The following is a 20,757-nucleotide window of genomic DNA, read 5'->3' as shown; positions in this document are numbered from 1 at the left end:
GTCGATCCTGAAAAACCATCCTCGATGATTGTGATGGCGTGCCCGGTCGGCTGTGCTCATTGCTGGCCGCACTTCCGGTTGCCCTGGCTGTTCAAACGCCTCAGCGTCTCAATCCCAACCTGATTTGTTTCTCAATCTCGATCACCGCGAAGAAACATACCCCCACAGCAATGATCAGCAGCCCATCCAGCAGTGGCACAGGCCGGGTGCCCAGCAGCATCTGCAACGGCGCCAGATAGGTCACAGCAAATTGCGCGACCGTAATGATGGCGATGACGATCCAGACGACGCGGGTGCCGCGGACAGCCTTCCAGGTCAGCGAGGTGCCGTGAATGTTACGGATGAAGAACAGATGGAAGATCTCCAGCACGACAATCATGTTCATGGCCATGGTCTGGGCCAGAGCCAGGGGATAACCGCGATCCAGTGCATAGGAGAAGATGCTGAACGTCGCCCCGCAGAACAACAGGGCCACCAGCACTACATGCCAAACCAATGTACCCGATAGCAGCGGCGCCGAACGCAGACGGGGAGGGCGGGCCATGGTCCCCGCCTCCGTCGGCTCAAAGGCCAGGGCGAGACCAAGCGTGACGCTGGTGGTTAAGTTAATCCAGAGGATCTGTACCGCTGTGACCGGCAATGCCAGCCCCACCAGCAGGGCCAGGGTCACCACCATGGCCTCGCCGGCATTGGTGGGCAGGGTCCAACTGATCACCTTTTTCAGATTGTCATAGACCGTGCGGCCTTCGCGTACTGCTGCCGCAATGGAGGCGAAATTGTCGTCGGCCAGCACCAGATCGGCGGCTTCCTTCGCGGCTTCCGATCCATTGCGGCCCATGGCAATGCCCGCATCGGCGCGTTTCAGGGCAGGCGCATCATTCACGCCATCGCCGGTCATGGCGACCGACAGGCCATTGGCCTGCAAGGCGGTCACCAGCCGTAATTTATGTTCGGGACTGGTGCGGGCAAAGACATCGACCCCGGCCACCTCCAGCGCCAATTGTGCATCATCCAGCCTTTCCAGATCACGTCCGGTCAGCACACGGTTGGGGTTTTCCAGGCCGATCTGGGCGGCGATGGCGGCGGCCGTGCCGGCATGATCACCCGTGATCATCTTGACCCTGATACCGGCGGCCCGGCACTCGGCCACGGCGGCGATGGCCTCTGGACGTGGCGGATCAATCAACCCGACCAACCCCAGGAAGCGGAGCCCGCCTTCCAGGCTGGTCGGGTCGATAGTCCCTTGCGTTTCCGGACGTTCCGCCAGGGCCAGCACCCGCAGCCCCTGGGATGCCATGGCTTCGGCGCACATATGCCAATGACCATGATCAATGTCGGCGCACATGCCCAGCACACGTTCCGGCGCACCTTTGACATGGACCAGTCGCCCGGTCGGGCCATCACTCAGCACGGCCATGAAACGGTGACGGCTGTCGAACGGGATGGCGTCAAGACGGTGGCTGGCAGGCCGGTGCCCGCCCAGAACCTTGCCGGCGAAGGCCAGCAACGCGCCTTCCATCGGGTCGCCTTCGACGATCCAGTCCCCATCGCGGCATACCAGATGCGCATCATTGCAAAGGGCGGCGGCGCGGGCCAGAGGCGACAGGTCGCCGGGCGGCGATATTGCACCTTGCGGCGCATAGCCTTCGCCGCTGACCGCGAAGCGACCCTCCAGGGTCTCCACTGCCGCCACTACCATTTCGTTGCGGGTCAGCGTGCCCGTCTTGTCGGTGCAAATGACGGAAACCGACCCAATGGCCTCAATCGCCGGCAGGCGCCGGACGATGGCATTGCGCCGGGCCATGGCCTGCACACCGATGGCCAGGGTGATGCTCATCACGGCGGGCAGGCCCTCGGGGATCGCGGCGACCGCCACACCCACCACGGTCATGAACAGGGTGCCAAATGGATGTTGGCCGACAAAATAGCCATAGGCGAGCAGAAGCGCGGAGAGCAGCAGGATCAGGAAGGACAGCCAGCGGGCGAAGTGATCCATCTGGGTGACCAGCGGTGTGGTCAACTGCTCCACATCGGCAAGAAGTTTGCCGATACGGCCGATTTCCGTCCGTCCGGCGGTTGCAACAACCAATCCCCGCGCCGTGCCTTGGGTGACCAGCGTGCCTGACCACAGCATCGACCGACGGTCGCCCAGCGCCGCATCGGCGGCGACGGCGGCCACGGCCTTATCGACCGGCACCGACTCCCCGGTCAGTACCGCCTCCTGCGCTGCCAGTCCCCGCGCCTCCAGCAGCCGCAGGTCGGCGGGCACCTTGTCACCCGCCTCCAGCAGCACCAGGTCGCCGGGTACCAGATCGGCACCATCCACGGTGACCCGTACCCCGTCGCGCAGCACGGCGGCATGCGGCGCCAGCATGTTCCGGATCGCGGCCATGGCCGCTTCGGCCTTGCCCTCCTGGATGAAGCCGATCACGGCGTTTGCCACCACCACCGCCAGGATGACGCCGGTATCGACCCAGTGCTGCAGGAAGGCGGTGACCGTCGCTGCCCCCAGCAACACATAGATCAGGATATTGTGAAACTGTGTCAGGAAACGCAGCAGCGGTCCCCGGCCTGCGGACTCCGGCAGGCGGTTCGGTCCATGCACCGACAGCCGGTGAGCGGCCTCTGCTCCGCTAAGACCATCCAGACCCGCGTCGAGAGCGGCTAGGCAGTCCTCGGGTGTGGCGCTGTGGGGTGTGGTGAGCGGCATGCTGGTTTCCTTCATGCTGATCGGCAGCACCCATGGCCTGCAATGGCCATCAGGCGAGCTCGCGTCCTTCTGTTTCGATTTCCGGGATTTCGGTGCGGGCTTCCCTGTCACCGCCGCAGAGAAGTTCCACCGCCCGGTCGGCGGCATCCTGGAACGGCTCGAACACCAAGTCGGCCCCGGATGACAGCAGGCTGGCGGTCTCGCGTGTACCGTGCGAGGTGACGGCCACCCGTCCCCGGTAACCGGAGGCCCTGACCAGTTGCAGCAGGGTCCGCCGTGTGTCTTCCTGGCTGAGGCCGGTGACATGCTGCGGCACCGTGGAGACGACCCAGGTCGCCTGCGTCAGTGGCAGTTCGGCCATGAACTCGGCATCGGTTGCGTCGCCGAACCGCGCATCCAGGCCCATCTCATGCCAGCGCCGGACGGCCAGCGGGTTAAAATCCACCCCCAGGACCCGGATGCCCCGTCGTTGCAGCCGCAGGCCGACGGCGCTGCCGAACCGGCCCAGCCCGAACAGGATGATCAGCGGTTCCTGCCGGTCTGTCGCCGCACTGGTCACGATCATCGGCTCGCGCGGTGTATCCCGCCGCTCAAACGGTCCCAGATAAGGCTCAAACAGGGCGAACAGCTTGTGGGAATAGGTGATCATGTAGGTGGAGGCGGCGATGGTCACCAGACCGACCATGGTCACCAGCCCCAGCGCGTCGTCGCCGACATGGCCCAGGCTGACACCCATGGCCACAAAGATCAGGGAGAATTCGCTGATCTGTGCCACCGTCAGCCCGGCCAGAAAGCCTGTACGCCGCCGGTATCCCATTGCCCCCATGATGGCCAGCACGATCAGCGGATTGCCGATCAGCACGAACAGCGAAAAGACCATGGCCCCCGTGACATGCGCATCCAGCCGCGACAGGTCCAGCGTCGCGCCCAACGCAATGAAGAAGAACAGCAGCAGGAAATCCCGCAGGGGGGCCAGACGCGCGGCGATGCTTTCGCGAAAGGGGGTGGAAGCCAGCGAAATGCCAGCCAGCAGGCCACCAACCTCCTTGCCCAGGCCCACCAGATCGCCGATGGCGGCGAACATGGCCGCCTGTGCAATGGCGAAAACCACCAGCAGTTCCGGTGCCCGCGCCAGCCGCGCCGTCAACGGATCGGCCAGATAGCGGACAAACACCACCACCAGCGCCACCAGACCAGCACCCGAGGCCAGCACCGTGCCGATGGAGCCACCGCCATGGCCGCCCGTCTGGGCACCGATCCCGATGGCCGACAGCGCGATCATCGCCAGCACAACCACCAAATCCTGCACGATCAGGAAACCGAGCGCGATCTGACCATGCAGGGAGTCGATCTCCCGTTTGTCCGACAGCAGCTTCACGATGATGATGGTGGAGGAGAAGGTCAGCGCCACCGCGACATAAAGGCTGGTCACCGGGTCCAACCCTAGGGCCAGCCCGATCAGATAGCCGAAGATGGAAGTGAACGCGACCTGGCCCAGCCCGGTCATCAGCGAAACCACGCCCAACGACCGGATCAACTTCACATCCAGCTTGATGCCGACCAGGAACAACAGGACGGCAATCCCCAGTTCCGCCAGCAGATCGATCTGCGCATCCGAATGGACCACGTCCAGGGCTGACGGCCCCGCGATCAGCCCGACAGCGATGAAGCTGACGATCAGGGGTTGGCGCAGCAGCACACCAGCCAGCCCGATGACAGCGGCCATCACCAGCAACAGGGCGATTTCGGTAAAGGGGGCCAAGGGCGTCATGCGGTCAATGCTCCCGTCCTGCGGTTCCTGTTGGATGGTCGTCGGGTGCGGTTGCTGGCACGGTGGGGCCGCCATGGCGCGGGCGTGTTTCGTGCCGATGCAGGAATTCATCCAAATCCTGGTCGGAAATCCGCCAGCCCTTGCCGACATCAATGGCCCGCAGGGCGCCTTCCTTGATCCAGTGACGAACCGTTGCTTCGCTGACCTTCAGCCGGTCAGCGACTTCCTGAACTGTCTGATAGCGATCCTGTGGCATGTCTGGGCACCCATTGCATCACATGGTGTAAAATAGCGAAGAAAGGCGATGGATCGTTGATCCAGGTCAAAGATGACGCGGTTTTGCTGTGGTTCACTGCGCTTGCCTAAGATGGACGGAGGCGGATGATGAAGCACATCATGGTGGCGACCGATTTGTCGGAGCGGTCGGACCGCGCACTGCGGCGGGCAACCTTGCTGGCCCGGCAATGGGACGCAGACATCACGCTGGTCAATGCCGTTGATGAGGATCGGCCCCGGCGTATCGTGGAGGAAGAACGCCGCGAGGCGCTGTCCCTGTTGCAGGACATGGCCGCCACGCTGCGTAACATCGACGGGGTGCGCTGCAAGGTGGAGGTGGTGCTGGGTGAACCGTCCCAGGCCATCATCCAGGTCGCCGCAGCGATGGCCCCGGACCTGCTGGTGATCGGCCCTCATCGCCGCCAGTTGTTCCGCGACATCTTTATCGGCACGACGGCGGAGCGGACCATTCGGGCCGCATCCTGCCCGGTGCTGATGGTCAATGCTGCACCGGCTGCACCCTACCGGCATGTGTTGCTGACCACCGATCTCAGCGATGGGTCTCGCGCCGCCATCGCCGCCTACGCCGGCTTGGGCATTGCGGGCACTGTTGCCCACTCGATCCTCCATGTGTTTGACGCGCCCTTGCTGGGCTTGGCATTGCCCGCCGCCATGGATGAACGTGACCGTCGATTGTACATCGAAGAGGAAGGGCAGAAGGCGGCATTGGCCCTGGAAACATTCTGTGCGTCAACCGCTGTCGGGTCTGCGAAGTGCTTCCTGCGCTATGAACAGACGACGGCGAAGCATGAAATCCTGTCAGGCGCGGCGGATGTGCATGCCGACCTGATTGTGCTGGCCACCCATGGCAAGAGCGGGCTGCAGAAACTGCTGCTGGGCAGTGTCACGGAACAGGTGTTGCGGGATGCAGCGGTTGATGTGCTGGCGATACCACCAGCCACCGCAATTTGATCAGACAGAACCTAACGGAGGAATGCACCATGACGAACGGTCGGACCGCCTATCTGCCCCTCGCCACCTATCCGGACGTCGTCCCCGATGACGCGCTCCGTGCTGCCGTCGCTTTGGCAGAAACGCTCCAGTACGATCTCCATGTTACCGCCTTCACGGCGGATATCCCTGGTGTTTCCTCGCCTGTTGGGGGGCTGTTCCTGAACATCCCGGAAATGATCCGCACGACAGAAGCGTACAGCCAGGCCGAAGCAAAGCGCCAGCAGGAACTGATCAGCGCACTGGTGCCCGCGACTGTGTCGCTGGAATGCGCCACCCGCCATCTGGCTCCAGGTGCGATAGCGGACACCGCTGCTGGCGAGGCCAGATACTATGATCTGAGCCTGCTTGGCTGGACCAAGGACCATCTGTCCATCCACGATCTGGCGCAGACCGTCATATTCGGCGCGGGGCGCCCCGCTATCCTGGTTCCACCTGTGTCCAGGCCTGCTGCCCTGGACCATGTTGCCATCGCCTGGGACGGCGGCCGTGCCGCTGCACGGGCGCTGGCTGATGCCCTGCCGCTGCTGAAACCGGGCACACGGATCACGGTCCTGACGGTTCCGGACGAAAAGAAACTTCATCACCATGATATTGCCGAAACCTTGGCCGTATCCCTGCGTCGTCACGGCTTCCTGTCAGAAGCCCGTAACATCAAACTGAACGGCCGACCCATCGCCGAGGTTTTGCAGGATGCTGCGTTGGACCTCAGTGCCGATCTGCTGGTGATGGGAGGGTTCGGCCATTCCCGCCTGCGGGATTTTGTGCTGGGTGGCGCCACAACCGGGGTGTTCGCCAACCTGCGCCTGCCCGTCCTTCTCTCTCATTGATCGCCGTTTAGCAGCACCTGGCAGCCGGCTGGACAAAGATACTGTCAACAGTCCGGCGCGGCCTCCCTCCAGGGGCGGGAGGCCGCAGGCGCTATGATGCACGCCATCGCGACGCCAGCGACCGATATTCTGAAACAAGTCGTGGTCGTGGGGTCGGCGATCACCCGGCAACCCACTACATCTTCCTGTTAAGTCTTAGTATTCACCGATGAGATCAATCTACAGCACTACAGAGGCCCTGTCGTTCTCAATGACCAGATTGGTACCGTAGGGGGCGGATATCGTGGCCAGTCGTTCCAGGATACGTCGTGCCCGGTCTCCCCGGGCCAGCGTCGGCCGCCCCCGGGTTTCGAAATGTTTCTCGGTGCTGATCCCAACTTCGTTGAGGGCTACGGGAAGAATGTCGAGCTGACGAACCTTTCCCCGCTCGAAAACCAGGTCGATGATGGCGCTGTCCCAGACCTCGGGCCGGTAATGGCCGATATTTGTCCGACTGTGGAAGATGAAGCTCCCAAGACCATATAACAGCGGGCAGCCCTTATAGAATTCAATGCCCTGCAGGATGGGTGCTCCATGGCCGACAAAGGCATGGGCACCGGCATCAATGCACCGCTTGGCCCAGATTTTCAGCCAGGCCGGGGTGTCGGCAAAATCCGGCTCCCAGTAATGGTTATGCTGATAGACAATCACAATATCCGCCCGCGCCGCCGCTGTGCGGATGGCTCCCAGCACCCTTTGCTCATCCTCCACATTGAACTGACCATCCTCGCCGCGCCGGATTTCGTTGACGCCGGGGCGCGTATCCGTTGCGGCCCCGCCTTCGCGGATCCGGCCCGTGGCCATCGCAACCAAGGCCACTGTTCCCGATGGTACCGACAAGAAGGCGGGCTTGGCGGCGTCTGCGGCATTTACGCCCGTGCCTGCGTGCACGAAACCCGCCTTGGCCACGGCTTCCAAGGTTGTCAGTATGCCACCGGTATTGAGATCGAAAGAATGGTTATTGCCCGTAGCCAGCAGATTGATGTGAAAATCCTTCAGCACGTCCAGAACCTCCGGCTCTGTGGCGTGGAAGAATTGGGTATCCCGTGTGGGCGGTCCGGCCCCTGGCCCGTTGATCGCAGTCTCCAGATTGCTGAAAACCACATCCGCCTTGGCCAGATGATCCGCCAGCAGACGGTAATCCGGGTAAGAATACTGGCGGATATCATGCTTGATCAGTGCTTGGCCAATCGCTGAAAAGCGCAAAGGCCGCTGCTGCGCCAGGCCCGGCAGCGCTGCTGAAACAGATAGGGCAGCGCCGCCAGCGAGAAGAAGGGTGCGTCGGCTGACAGTCGAACCCGATGTGATGTCACTCATCCACGGTCTCCAGGATTGGCATGGCCGGATGGGATGGACTTGTCCGGTACCCTTGGGCTAACGATGCAGTCGAAACGCACCCAGCTTCTATTCTACCTCATGGTTTCTCTTCAGGCGTCCCCGCCGGAAGTGTTCACCCTGTTAGAAACGTGCGCTGAGACGGCTATAGAGGAAGGTGCCACGGATGTCATAGGTGTTGATATCGTAGTTGGCACCTTGGTTTACCGACGATGCAGGGGGCTGGACATTAAAGATATTGTCCACGCCAAGGGTCAGATTGACCCCGATCGATTCAAACTCATAGCCGAGTTGGACATCCTGATAGATGATTGCCGGGATATGTCCGCCATTGACGGGGTTGCCCACCACTTCCGTGGTTTTGCCGATATAGCGCCCGCGCCAGCCGGCTTCCCACGGGCCATCGCTCCAGCGCAACGACCCGGTGCCCTTCCAGCGCGGATAACTTTCGCGAAGAACGTCGGACCGGCCCGTCCGGTCATCGACAGTGATCGACCCGTCCTCATTGGTGATGAAATTCACATATCGGATCAGGTGTGCCGCGTCGATGACGGCTTCGATATTGCCGAATTCTGTTTCGAACTGCTGGCGAACCGTCAGGTCAATGCCTTCGACTTCAATCCGGTTCAGATTGACCGGGCCGTCCTGCAAGTTGGTGATTTCCCCAGTGGCAGCGCGGCGGACAAGCTCGCAGCGCTCTCCGGTGTTGGCGCAGTAGTTGAGAAGACGTTGTGAACCCAGGCTGCTGATCGCGTTGTCAATCTTGATCTGGTACCAGTCGGCGGTGACGGTAAGGCCGTCGACCATGTCCGGGGTCCACGCCGTCCCGACGCTCCACGTATCGGCCGTTTCCGGCTGCAACAGAACATTGCCGCCAACGGTGGAGAGGATGCCACCATTATTGAAATCGCGCTGATTATAGGTTGTCGGCACCCCGGTACAGCCGGGCCGCCCGGCACCGCCGCCATTGCACGGATCGGTGGCGGGAAGGTTGGTCTGGCGCGCACCCGCATAGAGTTCGCTGATGCTGGGTGCCCGGAAGCCCTCGGAGAACGTGCTGCGGATCATCAGATCACTGATCGGCCGGTAGGATAGTCCGAGCTTTGTGGTGATCGTGTCGCCGAACGTGCTGTAGTCAGAATAGCGGGCTGCCGCGCTGAGGTCCAGCGACTGCACCAACGGCAGATCGGCCAGCAGCGGCACATTCAGCTCCAGATAGGATTCCCAGAGGTCATATTGGCCGCGGGTCGGATCACGCGGGGCCGACGTCGTGCGGCGGAACGTCTGAAACCGTGGGGTGGCGGAAACGATCGGATCGGGATCGTCGTAACCCTCCTCCTTGCGATATTCCACACCGGCAGCCATGCCAAGCTCACCGGCGGGAAGATCGAACAGAGAGCCGCTGATATTGAAAGCAGCCTGTTGTTGACGTGTTCCGTTTTCGTCGCGCGCATTATAGCGGATATAGTCAATCATCGCCGGCGTGAGCGTTCCGAAGATGTTGATCGGCACGCAGCTATTGGCCACACAGCGATCGTTAGGCCCGATGGCCAACGCCAACTTGTCCTGGTCGATCTGGTTGCGCGAGGTGAAGGTCGCATCGTTGCGGGCGTAGGAGTAGAAAAGATCCCAGCGCCATTCCGTTCCCAGGTCAAACTCGCCTTCCAGCCCGGCAGCGTAACGCTGTGTTTTCACATTCTGCTCGTTGTACCGGAAATCCATTTCGACCAACTGCCGCTGGATGTCGAAGGTGGAGCCGGAGAAGGCACGACCGAAGGGATTGAACGGGTGATTGGCCGGCATGGTCATGCCGTCGCTGCCCCGGATGCGGGAAACAAGAGGCGAGAATTTCTGATCCGACAGGCGTTTGTTATACATACCCTCAATCTTGCCCCGAACCGTCGGCAGGAAATCCCAGGTCAGCCGCCCGAACAGCCCGGTGCGCTCACTGGGGCCGACGGCATAGGTTCCCGTCTCCGCATTGACGGAGTCAGCCGCTGTCCAGAGGCGGAAATCCGATGGGCTGGTGCCTGCGGCTCCGGCAATCTTGACCAGTCGGTTGGTACCGGTTGTCACACCGGGAAGCCGGTAATACCCAAGCGGGCCAGCAGCGGTGGGGCCCGCCAGGGAAATCGTGGTCAGTTTCCGATCCTCAATGAAAATCGGCTGCTGATCGACATAGGAGGCAGAGATCAGGAAAGAGCCCTGACCAAACACCCGACCCAACGTCGTCTCTGCACTCAGGCTGCGGGCATCGCCTCTTGAGGTGACGCCACCCATGACCTTGGCGTCCGCCCCGTCAAAGGTCTTCTTCGTGTGGATATTGACCACGCCGGCAATCGCGTCCGAACCATAAATGGCCGAGGCACCGTCCTTCAGAATTTCCACACGATCGACGATGCCCATCGGGATGGTATTGAGATCGACAAAGTCCCGGAAGCCTCGGGTGCCGGCCCCGTTGACCCACCGGTTACCATCGACCAGGACCAGAACCCGGTTGGCGGTGCCACCGGTGCCGAGATTACGCAGGTTGATGCTGCTGGACCCGTGCGAGACCCCTGCCGTTCCGTTTGAATTCAGGCTTGAACCGGCGCCGGGCAGTTGTTGCAGCAACTGACCAACGGAAAGGGGGGCTGCTGCCGCGATGTCTGCGCTGGTGAGTGTGGTTATGGGACCAACGGTGGTCGCATCGCGGCGCATGATCCGCGATCCCGTGACCACAATCTCTTCCAGGACCAGGCCATCCGATTCAGACTGCGCATGGGCGTGATGACCGGACCCGATCATCATGCAGGCTATTGGAAGAAAACCTGCCGCCGTCAGTTTAGCGCGCCGTGCACGTCCCATGACCCACTCCTGTCTATTTTGTCCATGCCCTGTTCGAAACCCGGGCAATCTGATCGCGACGACGGTAGTGGCAAGGGGACAGCCATCACAAGTCTATGATGTTAAGGCACGGGGTCATGACAGTTCGGTATGTATTGCCTCAATTTGAAGGAGTTTTTATATAACTATAATGGAAAAGGTTCTTAGAAATTCGGCATCAGGGGGCACAGGAAAACTCAACGGACCAGATACGGCCATACACTTTTCTTATGGACCGATAAAATCCGACCATCACATTGCATGTTCTCAAGCTTGGCCACTAACCTGTCCCTGAAAGATGGGTAGGGTATTTTCCCCTTGGCATATTGCAGGCTGGCCATCGCCCGGCCGGCGCGTGAGCGCAAACAAACTTTTCCTGGAGTGGTCACGACCAGGGAAGAATGGTGTGAGAAGGTCTTGTCATGCAATCCACGCACAACGATGACCGTCCCGGCTGGTTGAACCGGGTTGAACGCTGGGGCAATGCTTTGCCGGACCCGGTGTTCATTTTCCTGGGCTTCATCCTGCTGGTCATCGCCTTGTCGGTGTTGGCCGCCAGCGTCGGATGGAGTGCAGTCAACCCGGTGAGCGGCAAGTTGCTGCAGGTTGAAAGCCTGCTGACCGAGGCCAATCTCCGTCGCCTGCTGGTTGGCATGCCGACAACACTGACCGGCTTTCCGCCCCTGGGTCTGGTTCTGGTCGTCATGCTGGGGGCGGCGGTGGCTGAACGCTCGGGCCTGTTCACCGCTCTGTTGTCCGGGTCGATCGGCAAGGTGCCGCGCTGGGCGTTGACACCGTCGATCTTTATTATCGGGCTGTTGTCGCACCATGCGTCGGATGCCGCCTATGTCGTGTTCATCCCGCTGGCCGCCCTGGTATATGCGGAAGCGGGGCGCCATCCCATGGCCGGGATCGCCACAGCGTTTGCGGCCATTTCCGGCGGGTTTGCTGGCAACGTGGTGCCGGGGCAGGTGGATGTACTGTTGCTGGGCATCACAGAGGCGGCAGCCCGCCTGATCGATCCGGCATTCACGATGAACCCGCTGGGCAATTGGTGGTTCAGCATTGGTATCTGTGTGGTGTTTGCGCCTGTTGCCTGGTTCATCACTGACCGCATCGTGGAACCGCGACTGGGACCTTGGCGGCCTGACACGGAAACTGCGGCACTGGTCGTGCCGCGGGAGGGGTTGACCGCGGCTCAGCGGCGAGGGTTGGCTCATGCCGGTTTGGCGGCGCTGGCTGTTATCGGCCTGTTTGCGGCCTTCATCTTCTGGCCGGGCTTCACCCCGCTGCTGGACCGCGCGGCAGAGGGGCCGCAACGGACCACGCCCTTCTATCGGGCGCTGATCGGTGGGTTCATGCTGCTGTTCCTGGCGTCCGGCTGGGCCTATGGCCGGGCGGTCGGCACCGTGAAATCGCATCGTGACATCGTATCCATGATGGGCCACGGCATGAAGACCATGGCCCCCTATCTGGTGATTGTGTTTTTCGCGGCCCATTTTGTCGCCCTGTTTAACTGGTCCAACCTGGGGCCGGTCATCGCGATCAAGGGGGCGGAGGCGCTACGGACCCTCGACATACCCCAGCCGCTGCTGCTGGTCAGCCTGCTGCTGATGTCGTCGAGTTTTGATCTGTTCATCGGGTCTGCATCCGCGAAATGGAGTGCGATGGCCCCGGTCGTGGTGCCCATGCTGATGCTGTTGGGCATTTCGCCGGAAATGACCACGGCCGCTTATCGCATGGGGGACAGTGTTACCAACATCCTGACCCCGCTGATGTCTAACTTTCCCCTGGTGCTGGTCATCTGCCAGCGGTGGAGCAAGGGGGCGGGTGTGGGGTCGGTCCTGGCCCTGATGCTGCCCTACGGTTTGGCTTTTCTGGCGGCCGGTTGCCTGTTGGTAATGGGTTGGGTGGCCCTGGAACTGCCGGTTGGGCCGGGGGCCGCTGTGACCTATGCATTGCCGCAGGTGTCGCCATGACGATGGTTGTGCTGCGCGATGTCATGGTGATGATGCGGGATGGTATCCGGCTTGCCACCGACATCTATCTGCCAGGGGACGGAGCTTGGCCGGTGCTGCTGGAGCGCACACCTTACAACAAATGCGGCACAAACCATGCCGACCGCAGCGCGGCACAGCCGGTTCCGCGTTCCAAACCCGAGGTCGCGGCTGATTTCGTTAACGCCGGCTATGCCTATGTTTTGCAGGATTGTCGCGGTCGGTTCGCGTCGGAAGGCGAGTTCACGAAATATGTGTATGAGGCTGAAGACGGTATCGACATGTTGGAGTGGCTGCGGCTTCAGCCTTGGTGCGATGGGCGCATTGGTACGCTGGGCCTGTCCTATGGGGCGCATACGCAGGCGGCCATGGCCAGCCTGGGTGCGCCCGGCCTTGGCGCCATGATCATGGACAGCGGCGGTTTTGCCAGCGCCTATCATAGCGGTATCCGCCAGGGTGGGGCCTATGAGTTGAAGCAACTGACCTGGGCTGTCAAACATGCAGCCCTGTCGCCCCGTACGGCCGCCGATCCTATACGGAAGGCGGCGCTGGCGGCGCAGGATGTACGCAACTGGATGCATATCAACCCTTGGCGCACCGGTCATTCCCCGATCAGTGCCGCGCCCGAGTATGAGGATTATATTGTCCAGCAATGGGCTGATGAATGTTTTAACAGCGGCTGGCAACGCCCGGGCCTGTATGCCCGTGGCCATTATCGTGCCTTCCCAGACGTGCCGATGCTGCATGTCTGTTCTTGGTACGATCCCTACGCTATGTCCACGCCCCAGAATTTTCAGGGGCTGACGGCCGGGGGCCGCCGGGCGCCTGGCCGGTTGGTTATGGGCCCTTGGACGCATGGGCAACGGTCCGTTACCTATGCAGGTGAGGTGGATTTTGGCCCGTCGGCGACGCTGGATGGCAATCTGGCGCTGGATTACACCGCGCTGCGCCGGACGTTCCTGGATCATCACCTGCTGCTGAAGCGGGATGTACCAGACCCGCTGCCCCATCCGGTCAGTCTGTTCATCATGGGCGGCGGTCCCGGCGGCAGGAATGAGCGGGGACGCTGGCGCCATGGTGGATGCTGGCGGTTCTTCAGCGCTTGGCCGCCGCCAGAGGCACGCGCAACCACTTTCCACCTTTCGCCCGATGGCAGCCTGTCCGCAGGGATGGGCGAGCAGGGTTGCCTTTCCTGGGATCATGACCCCGCGCACCCGGTGCCCAGTATCGGCGGTGCAGTTGCCAGCGGTGGCGCCATCATCCCTGCCGGTGCCTATGATCAGCGGGAACGGGAAGGCTGGCTGGCCTGCCCGCAGCCCGGCCGCGCCCTGGCCGATCGCCCGGATATCCTGGTCTTTCGCACTGCCAGGCTGGACCAGGACGTGACCGTCGTCGGCCCGATTATGGTTCGGCTGTACCTTTCATCCACGGCTGTCGACACGGATCTCGTGGTGAAGTTGGTGGATGAATATCCTGCTGGTGCTGATGGCACGCCCGGCTTTGCCATGAACCTGTGCCATGGCATTATCCGGGCGCGGTTCCGTGACGGGTTTGAACAGCCGCGCCTGATGCTGCCGGGACAGGTCTATGGGTTCGATATTGAGATGTTTCCCACCGCCAACCGGTTTCAGGCCGGTCACCGAATTCGCCTGGACGTGGCCAGCAGCCATTTCCCGCATTTTGATGTCAATGCCGGGACGGGCGCGCCGGCCGGCCAGGACCCCGGCGATCCGGTCATCGCGCGCAACACCGTGCATTTGGGGCCGCCGTACCCATCGCATCTCATCCTTCCTATCGTGCCCGACGACGCCTGAACCAGGGGGGTGGGCATGAACAATGATGGCCCCGATTTCGGCCTGCGCGCCCTTCGTGCCTTTCATGCAATCGTCAAGACCGGCTCTGTCACGGCGGCGGCCACGGCAATGGGTTTGACCCAACCGGCTGTCAGCCGGCTGCTGGCACAGTTTGAGCAGACGATCGGTTTTGACTTGTTTTACCGGGATAAGGGGCGGCTGGTACCAACACCGGACGGCTTGCTGTTGTTCGATGAGGCTGACCTGGCTCTGGGCACGATGGAACGTGTGCGCGCACTCGCGCGTGACATCGCCGATTTTCAGGTTGGGCAATTGCGACTGGTCGCCCCGCCCAGCTTTGCCGAAGGGGTCTTGCCGGACGTTATCGACCGGTTTTTATCCCGCTTCCCGAAGGTGCATCTGACCATTGACAGCCGCAGTGTTGAAACGTCAAAGACGTTGATCGCGACGCGGGCGGTCGATGGCGGGTTTCTTAAACTACCGCTGGACCGACCCGATCTCACCTCGGTCCCGGTCGCGAACAGCGGTACCGTCTGTGTCTTGCCCATCGGTCACCCGCTGGCAGCGCGCTCCTGGCTGGACCCGCTGTCCTTGAAAGGCGTGCCTCTGGTGTTGCTTGGATTGGGTCGGTTATCGCGATCCCATATTGATGCGGCCTTTGCCAGGGCAGGGGTGCGTCCCGAGGTGCGTGTGGAAACCCATACCATTGGTTCTGCGTGCGCGCTTGCCACGCGTGGTATTGGGGTGGCCATCGTCAATGAAATGCTTGCCCGCTCCTATCTGGGCAACAGGTTGCTGATGCGGCCTTTCCGACCTGATCTTCGCCATGAATATGCTTTTGTGACTTCCGCGATGGTCGCTCCACCCCGATTGGCGTTGGAGTTTCTGTCCGACGCAAAGCACTATTTTGCCCAGCAGCCGAAAGATGTCCTGGATGAAACGGCCGGAAGCCCAGTGTAAGGTGCATTTATTCAACATCCTGTGATAATACTCCATGTTTTCAGAACAAATCCATTTTGACGAATAATATTCGGTTGATGAGGGGGGTGAATAGGCCATTATGTTCATGAGATAATATTTACATTCCACTTTTTTGGATTCGTGGTGATGCCTCTGCGGTTGAATGGTATTCCCACCTATGGCGCCGATGAACCCGACAGTATGGGTCCTCCTCACCAACAGGCATTGTTTGACTGGTTCGTAGATGACCGTGTTGCCGTTGTCGTCGCGGATGGAGCCGCCAGAGGACTGCCATCGCGGTCAGGCAACCATTTCCTTGTGATCGCGACCGCTGAATGACGGCCGGTCTTGGTGCGGCAAGTCCACCGTTCCTGGACCCTCGTCATCCCCCCCATCCCGGCGGTGGGTTCGATGCCGCGCGGATCTGGTTTGCCGGTTACCTGTTATTCAACGCATCCAGCGGCGCGATGCCGGCCCGGCCTTCGTAATGTCCGGACCCATCAGGGCCTTGCGATGTGTGGGGTTCGTTGGACCTGGCGATTACCGGGCACCGGTACATCGTTGCGGGGATTTTCGCGGGTCACTGCGCTTCTGCTGCTCCAACCGCTGACTTTTTCTGCTGTCTTTGCTATCATGGATCATCAACAGGCATGATTTGCGCGTTTAAACGGCCCGGTTGGTGTTTGGTCAGGGTTGCACGGTGAAACAGTCCCTGTTTTTCTGTTTCATGATGTTGCACAAGCGGCCCTGCATTCGGAGATGGTGGCACCTCTTCTCCGAAATAGATGGCGAGTGTGGCCTTCGTCAGGGACGATCGGGGTGCTGTCATCGAACTTGGTGTCACGGACCGAATGGAAATCCCCTTTGGTCGGTCACGCCCACGGGGATCGTTGGTCGCTGGCCTTGACCGGCAACAGTCGCCATACAAGGCCTCGGGGTCAGTGCGGCAGCGCGGCCTGTTGTGGCATCGTCCAGATTGGCACACCGGTCATATCGGGCAGACGATGCGCGATGCCCTTATGGCAATCGATGCAAGTCGCTTGTCCGGTGAACAGGAAGCGTTGATGCGCTTCGGCACCCCGCACGCCCTGCCGGGTAATGTCCATGCTATCGGCACTGTGACAGTTGCGGCATTCCAGGGAGTTGTTGGCCTTCAGGCGGGCCCATTCGTGGCTCGCCAGTTCCTTGCGCTTGGCTTCAAACTTCTCCGGCGTGTTGGTGGTGCCGAAAATCTTGCCCCAGACTTCCTTTGATGCCTGCATCTTGCGGGCAATCTTGTCGGTCCAGTTATGCGGAACGTGACAATCGGGGCAGGTGGCGCGCACGCCGGATCGGTTGGCATAATGGATGGTCTGCTTCAGATCGGCATAGGGATTGTCCTTCATCTCGTGGCAGCCGATGCAGAACGCCTCCTTGTTTGTCATCTCCAGGGCGGTGTTGAAACCACCCCACCAGAAGACGCCGGCCACGAAGCCGCCAAGGGTAAGAAACCCCAGGGAAAGATGGCCAGCGGGGCGGTTGCAGGCCCGCCAGGTCGACAAGCACAGGTTCAGTGCGCGACGGATAATGCCCATCATTGGCCTCCGTTCGCCGGAGGGATGGCCTCGCGGATAACCCTGTCGACATCGCGGAAGCCGTTGGTGACCCGTGGCTGTATGTCGGCCTGGGGCACGTGGCATTGCAGACAGAAGTAACGGCGCGCTGATACTGCCCCCAACACCTGTCCATCCCGATCCTGGAAATGGGTGACAGAGATCATGGGCGCCTGACTGTCGCCAGTGAACTCGCGGGCATGACAGGTCAGGCACTTATTGGCGCGCAGGTCCAACTGATAGCCGACAATCTGGTGCGGGATCACCGGGGGCTGTTCGGGATAATTGCGCTGCCGGCGGCGGTCATCAGTGGCATCCTTCGGGATGGGGGGGGCTTCCTGGACGGTCAGCCCATCTGCACCGGTAAAGGCTGGGCGCCCGCTGGCATTGACGTCGCGCAGGGTGGCGTTGGTGTTTTGATCGGTGGCAAAGGCTTCCCGTGCCAGCGGCACACCCAACACGGGCAGCGTGGCCAGCAAAGCAAGAATGAAGGCCATAGGAAGGGTTTTCATGGCTCAAACCCCCTGGACTGGCGTAATGCGCACGGCGCATTTCTTGAAATCGGTCTGTTTGGAGATCGGGTCGGTGGCATCCAACGTGACGCGGTTGATCAGCACATCGGCATCAAACCAGGGCACAAAGATCAGCCCGCGCGGCGGTTTGTTGCGGCCACGTGTTTCGACCCGTGCGCGCACCTGACCGCGGCGGGATTCCACCACGACCTCTTGCCCGCGCCGCACATTCATGGCTTGGGCATCATCGGGGTGCATGTAGCAAAGGGCCTGTGGCACGGCCTTATGCAGTTCGGGTACACGCCGGGTCATGGAACCCGAATGCCAATGTTCCAGAACCCGGCCGGTGGACAGCCAGAAGGGATAATCCTTGTCCGGACTTTCCGCAGGCGGTTCATAGGGCAGGGCGAAGATACGGGCCTTGCCGTCTTTATGCCCATAAAAGCGCATGCCTTCGCCTGCTGGGACATAGGGGTCACTGCCTTCGCGGAAGCGCCAGCGCGTTTCCTGGCCATTCACCACCGGCCAGCGCAAGCCGCGCTCCTCGTGATAACGCTCATAAGGAGCCAGATCATGGCCGTGGCCCCGGCCAAAGCTGGCATATTCCTCAAACAGTCCCTTTTGCAGATAGAAGCCGAATTCTTTGGCTTCTCGGTTCTCATAGGCCGGGTCGCATTCGCTAACGGGAAATTGATCAACCTGTCCGTTGCGGAAGAGGACATCAAACAGGGTCTTGCCGCGATATTCGGGGGCTTTGGCCAGCAGTTCCGCCGGCCAGACTTCTTCGATCTTGAAGCGTTTGGAAAATTCCACCAACTGCCACAGGTCCGACCGCGCCTCACCGGGGGCGTTCACCAACTGGTGCCAGACCTGGGTGCGGCGCTCGGCATTGCCATAGGCCCCTTCCTTCTCCACCCACATCGCGGCGGGCAGGACCAGATCGGCCGCCATGGTGGTGACGGTGGGATAGGCATCGGAGACGACGATAAAATTCTCCGGGTTGCGATAGCCGGGCCAGGTCTCGTTCCCCGTGTTCGGGGCCGCCTGCATGTTATTGTTAACCTGCACCCAATAGCAGTTGAGCTTGCCATCTTTCAGCATCCGGTCCTGCTGTACTGCATGAAAGCCCGGCTTGGCAGGGATGGTGCCCTCCGGCAGTTTCCACAAATGTTCGGCGTGGGCGCGGTGCTCGGCATTGGTCACCACCATGTCGGCGGGAAGCCGGTGGGCAAAAGTCCCGACCTCCCGTGCCGTGCCGCAGGCACTGGGCTGACCAGTGAGCGAGAAGGGGCTGTTGCCGGGTTGGGAGATCTTCCCCGTCAACAGGTGGATGTTATAGACAAGGTTATTGGCCCAGACGCCGCGCGTATGCTGATTAAAGCCCATGGTCCAGAAGCTGGTGACCTTGATCTTCGGATTGGCATAAAGTTCTGCCAGCGCCTTCAGCCGGGCCGTCGGCACCCCGGCCTGCGCTGCCACCTTCTCCAGCGTGTAAGGCGCAACGAAGGCGGCGAACTCTTCAAAGCCGATTGGATCGGACTCGTTGGCCTTGCTGGCATTTTCTGCGGCCTTTTCAAGGGGGTTATCGGGCCGAAGCCCATAGCCGATATCGGTTCGGCCCTTTACGAACGTGGTATGTTTGGTCACGAAATCCTTGTTCACTCGCCCGGTCTGGATGATGTGGTTGGCGATATAGTTCAGGATGGCCAGATCGGTCTGCGGCGTGAACACCATGGGGATGTCCGCCAGTTCGAAGGAGCGATGTTCAAAAGTGGACAGCACCGCCACCTTGACATCCGGGTTGGACAGGCGGCGGTCGGTAATGCGGGTCCACAGGACGGGGTGCATCTCCGCCATATTGCTGCCCCACAATACAAAGGCATCGGCAGCCTCGATATCGTCATAGCACCCCATTGGCTCATCAATGCCAAAGGTGCGCATGAAACCGGCCACGGCGGACGCCATGCAATGCCGGGCATTGGGGTCGATATTGTTGGAGCGGAAACCGGCCTTCATCAGTTTGACGGCGGCATAGCCTTCATGCACCGTCCATTGCCCGGACCCAAACATGCCGATGGCTTCGGGTCCCTTGGCTTTCAGGGTCGCCTTCCATTTTTCGGCCATGATGTCAAAGGCCTGATCCCAGGTGATGGGGGTGAAATCCCCATCCTTGGCGTACTGGCCGTTGTTCATGCGCAGCAGCGGCGTGGTCAGCCGGTCCTGGCCATAGATGATTTTGGACAGGAAATAGCCCTTCACGCAGTTCAGGCCCCGGTTCACCTCGGCCTTCTGGTCGCCATGGGTGGCGACGATACGGCCTTCCTTCACACCAACCATGACACCGCAACCGGTGCCGCAGAAACGGCAGGCGGCCTTGGACCATTTCACCTTGGCGTCCATGCCAGCAGGCAGGGGGGCGGCGTTGGTCGGCAAGGTGACGCCGGCAGTGACGGCTGCGGTGGCAGCGGCCTGGGCCTTCAGATAGTCGCGGCGGGTCAGGGTCATGGCATCGGCTCCGCAAGGCATGCCGCTGGTTCGGCATGGTGATAGACGGGAAGGGCGCTGAAGACCCCGGCAATGGCATTGATGATGTCCAGGAAGTCTGCCGTTGCCCCGGCACTGGGACATTCGATCACCACGACAAGGCGACTATCGTCGCCCAGGGTGGGAACGACGTCTCCACCCGATGACAGGATGCGCGTGATCACCCGGTCCCGCGCATCCGGGCGGACATGGACGACCAAGCTGGAAATGTGGATGTCTTCATTCATGGTCGGCCTGCGTCGCGTGGGATAAGCCGGATGGCATTGACCGGGCAGGGGGGCAGGCAATGGCCGCATCCAGTACACCGTTCCCCATCCACATCGGCTCTCGCCCGCCCGCCTGATCGCAACAGGAAGCGGATGGCTCCCTCCGGACAGGCGTCACCGCATGTCCGGCAATAGGCGCCAGTCTCCGCTAGGCAATGGGCAATGGTCATGGCCAGGGGCGGATCAGCAGGTGTTGTGCCGGAAGGTTGCGGCCGCCCGAACAGGGCGCGGCGGG

General features: G+C 61.3%; 15 protein-coding genes. 5 read left to right on the top strand and 10 right to left on the bottom strand.

Going from position 1 to position 20,757, the window contains the following annotated elements; translation table 11 throughout:
• Positions 1–100: 100 nt before the first annotated feature.
• Genes CHU95_RS11460 through CHU95_RS11450 form a run of 3 tightly spaced genes read right to left on the bottom strand, consistent with a single transcriptional unit; the run spans position 101 to position 4,737 of the window.
• Entirely contained in the window at positions 101–2,710 is a 2,610-nt protein-coding gene (locus tag CHU95_RS11460) for a cation-transporting P-type ATPase (protein ID WP_094456504.1), read from the bottom strand.
• A gap of 49 nt (positions 2,711–2,759) precedes the next feature.
• Positions 2,760–4,481: a cation:proton antiporter gene (locus CHU95_RS11455; RefSeq protein ID WP_094456464.1), complete on the bottom strand. Its 1,722-nt coding sequence runs from the start codon at positions 4,479–4,481 to the stop codon at positions 2,760–2,762.
• A gap of 4 nt (positions 4,482–4,485) precedes the next feature.
• Positions 4,486–4,737 carry a helix-turn-helix domain-containing protein gene (locus CHU95_RS11450; protein ID WP_094456463.1) on the bottom strand — a complete coding sequence of 84 codons (252 nt, stop codon included), beginning with the start codon at positions 4,735–4,737 and terminating at the stop codon, positions 4,486–4,488.
• A gap of 125 nt (positions 4,738–4,862) precedes the next feature.
• Between CHU95_RS11450 and CHU95_RS11445 the strand changes: the two genes are divergently transcribed.
• Together CHU95_RS11445 and CHU95_RS11440 are read left to right on the top strand one after the other, a co-directional pair.
• A complete protein-coding gene (locus tag CHU95_RS11445; protein WP_207762458.1) occupies positions 4,863–5,729 on the top strand; it encodes a universal stress protein in 867 nt (288 codons plus the stop codon).
• A 29-nt stretch (positions 5,730–5,758) separates the two neighbouring features.
• A complete protein-coding gene (locus tag CHU95_RS11440; protein ID WP_094456462.1) occupies positions 5,759–6,598 on the top strand; it encodes a universal stress protein in 840 nt (279 codons plus the stop codon).
• 219 nt (positions 6,599–6,817) lie between these two features.
• Here CHU95_RS11440 and CHU95_RS11435 read toward each other — a convergent pair whose 3' ends face one another.
• On the bottom strand, positions 6,818–7,954 hold the full coding sequence (locus tag CHU95_RS11435) for a CapA family protein (RefSeq protein ID WP_094456461.1): 1,137 nt from the start codon (positions 7,952–7,954) through the stop codon (positions 6,818–6,820).
• 141 nt (positions 7,955–8,095) lie between these two features.
• Positions 8,096–10,819, bottom strand: a complete 2,724-nt coding sequence (locus tag CHU95_RS11430) for a TonB-dependent receptor (protein WP_094456460.1) — start codon at positions 10,817–10,819, stop codon at positions 8,096–8,098.
• A 440-nt stretch (positions 10,820–11,259) separates the two neighbouring features.
• On the opposite strand from CHU95_RS11430, the gene CHU95_RS11425 reads away from it, so the two are divergent.
• From CHU95_RS11425 to CHU95_RS11415, 3 genes are read left to right on the top strand one after another with little or no spacing between them, the layout of a single operon-like run.
• On the top strand, positions 11,260–12,816 hold the full coding sequence (locus CHU95_RS11425; protein WP_094456459.1) for an AbgT family transporter: 1,557 nt from the start codon (positions 11,260–11,262) through the stop codon (positions 12,814–12,816).
• Complete coding sequence (locus CHU95_RS11420) at positions 12,813–14,648, top strand: CocE/NonD family hydrolase (protein ID WP_245838157.1); 1,836 nt, start codon at positions 12,813–12,815, stop codon at positions 14,646–14,648. Before CHU95_RS11425 ends, CHU95_RS11420 begins: the two co-directional genes overlap by 4 nt.
• A gap of 15 nt (positions 14,649–14,663) precedes the next feature.
• Positions 14,664–15,608 (top strand): LysR substrate-binding domain-containing protein, encoded by a 945-nt coding sequence (locus CHU95_RS11415; RefSeq protein WP_094456457.1) that lies wholly within the window; start codon positions 14,664–14,666, stop codon positions 15,606–15,608.
• 938 nt (positions 15,609–16,546) lie between these two features.
• On the opposite strand, the gene CHU95_RS11405 is transcribed toward CHU95_RS11415, so the two are convergent.
• The 5 genes from CHU95_RS11405 to CHU95_RS11385 are packed head-to-tail and all read right to left on the bottom strand — an operon-like array spanning position 16,547 to position 20,692.
• Positions 16,547–17,182, bottom strand: coding sequence for a NapC/NirT family cytochrome c (locus CHU95_RS11405; protein WP_094456455.1), 636 nt, complete (start codon positions 17,180–17,182; stop codon positions 16,547–16,549).
• A complete protein-coding gene (locus tag CHU95_RS11400; RefSeq protein ID WP_094456454.1) occupies positions 17,182–17,712 on the bottom strand; it encodes a nitrate reductase cytochrome c-type subunit in 531 nt (176 codons plus the stop codon). The genes CHU95_RS11405 and CHU95_RS11400 overlap by 1 nt, the downstream gene beginning before the upstream one ends.
• Positions 17,713–17,715: 3 nt before the next feature.
• Entirely contained in the window at positions 17,716–20,217 is a 2,502-nt protein-coding gene (napA, locus tag CHU95_RS11395) for a nitrate reductase catalytic subunit NapA (protein WP_094456453.1), read from the bottom strand.
• The gene (locus CHU95_RS11390; protein ID WP_165772124.1) at positions 20,214–20,483 is read right to left on the bottom strand and encodes a chaperone NapD; all 270 of its coding nucleotides are present in this window, start codon (positions 20,481–20,483) and stop codon (positions 20,214–20,216) included. The genes napA and CHU95_RS11390 overlap by 4 nt, the downstream gene beginning before the upstream one ends.
• Positions 20,480–20,692: a 4Fe-4S dicluster domain-containing protein gene (locus tag CHU95_RS11385; protein ID WP_245838163.1), complete on the bottom strand. Its 213-nt coding sequence runs from the start codon at positions 20,690–20,692 to the stop codon at positions 20,480–20,482. Before CHU95_RS11385 ends, CHU95_RS11390 begins: the two co-directional genes overlap by 4 nt.
• Positions 20,693–20,757 lie beyond the last annotated feature (65 nt).

This window comes from Niveispirillum lacus, from assembly GCF_002251795.1.
Lineage (GTDB): Bacteria > Pseudomonadota > Alphaproteobacteria > Azospirillales > Azospirillaceae > Niveispirillum > Niveispirillum lacus.
Note: the sequence above shows the minus strand (reverse complement) of the source record. Positions and strands in the feature narration are given on the sequence as shown.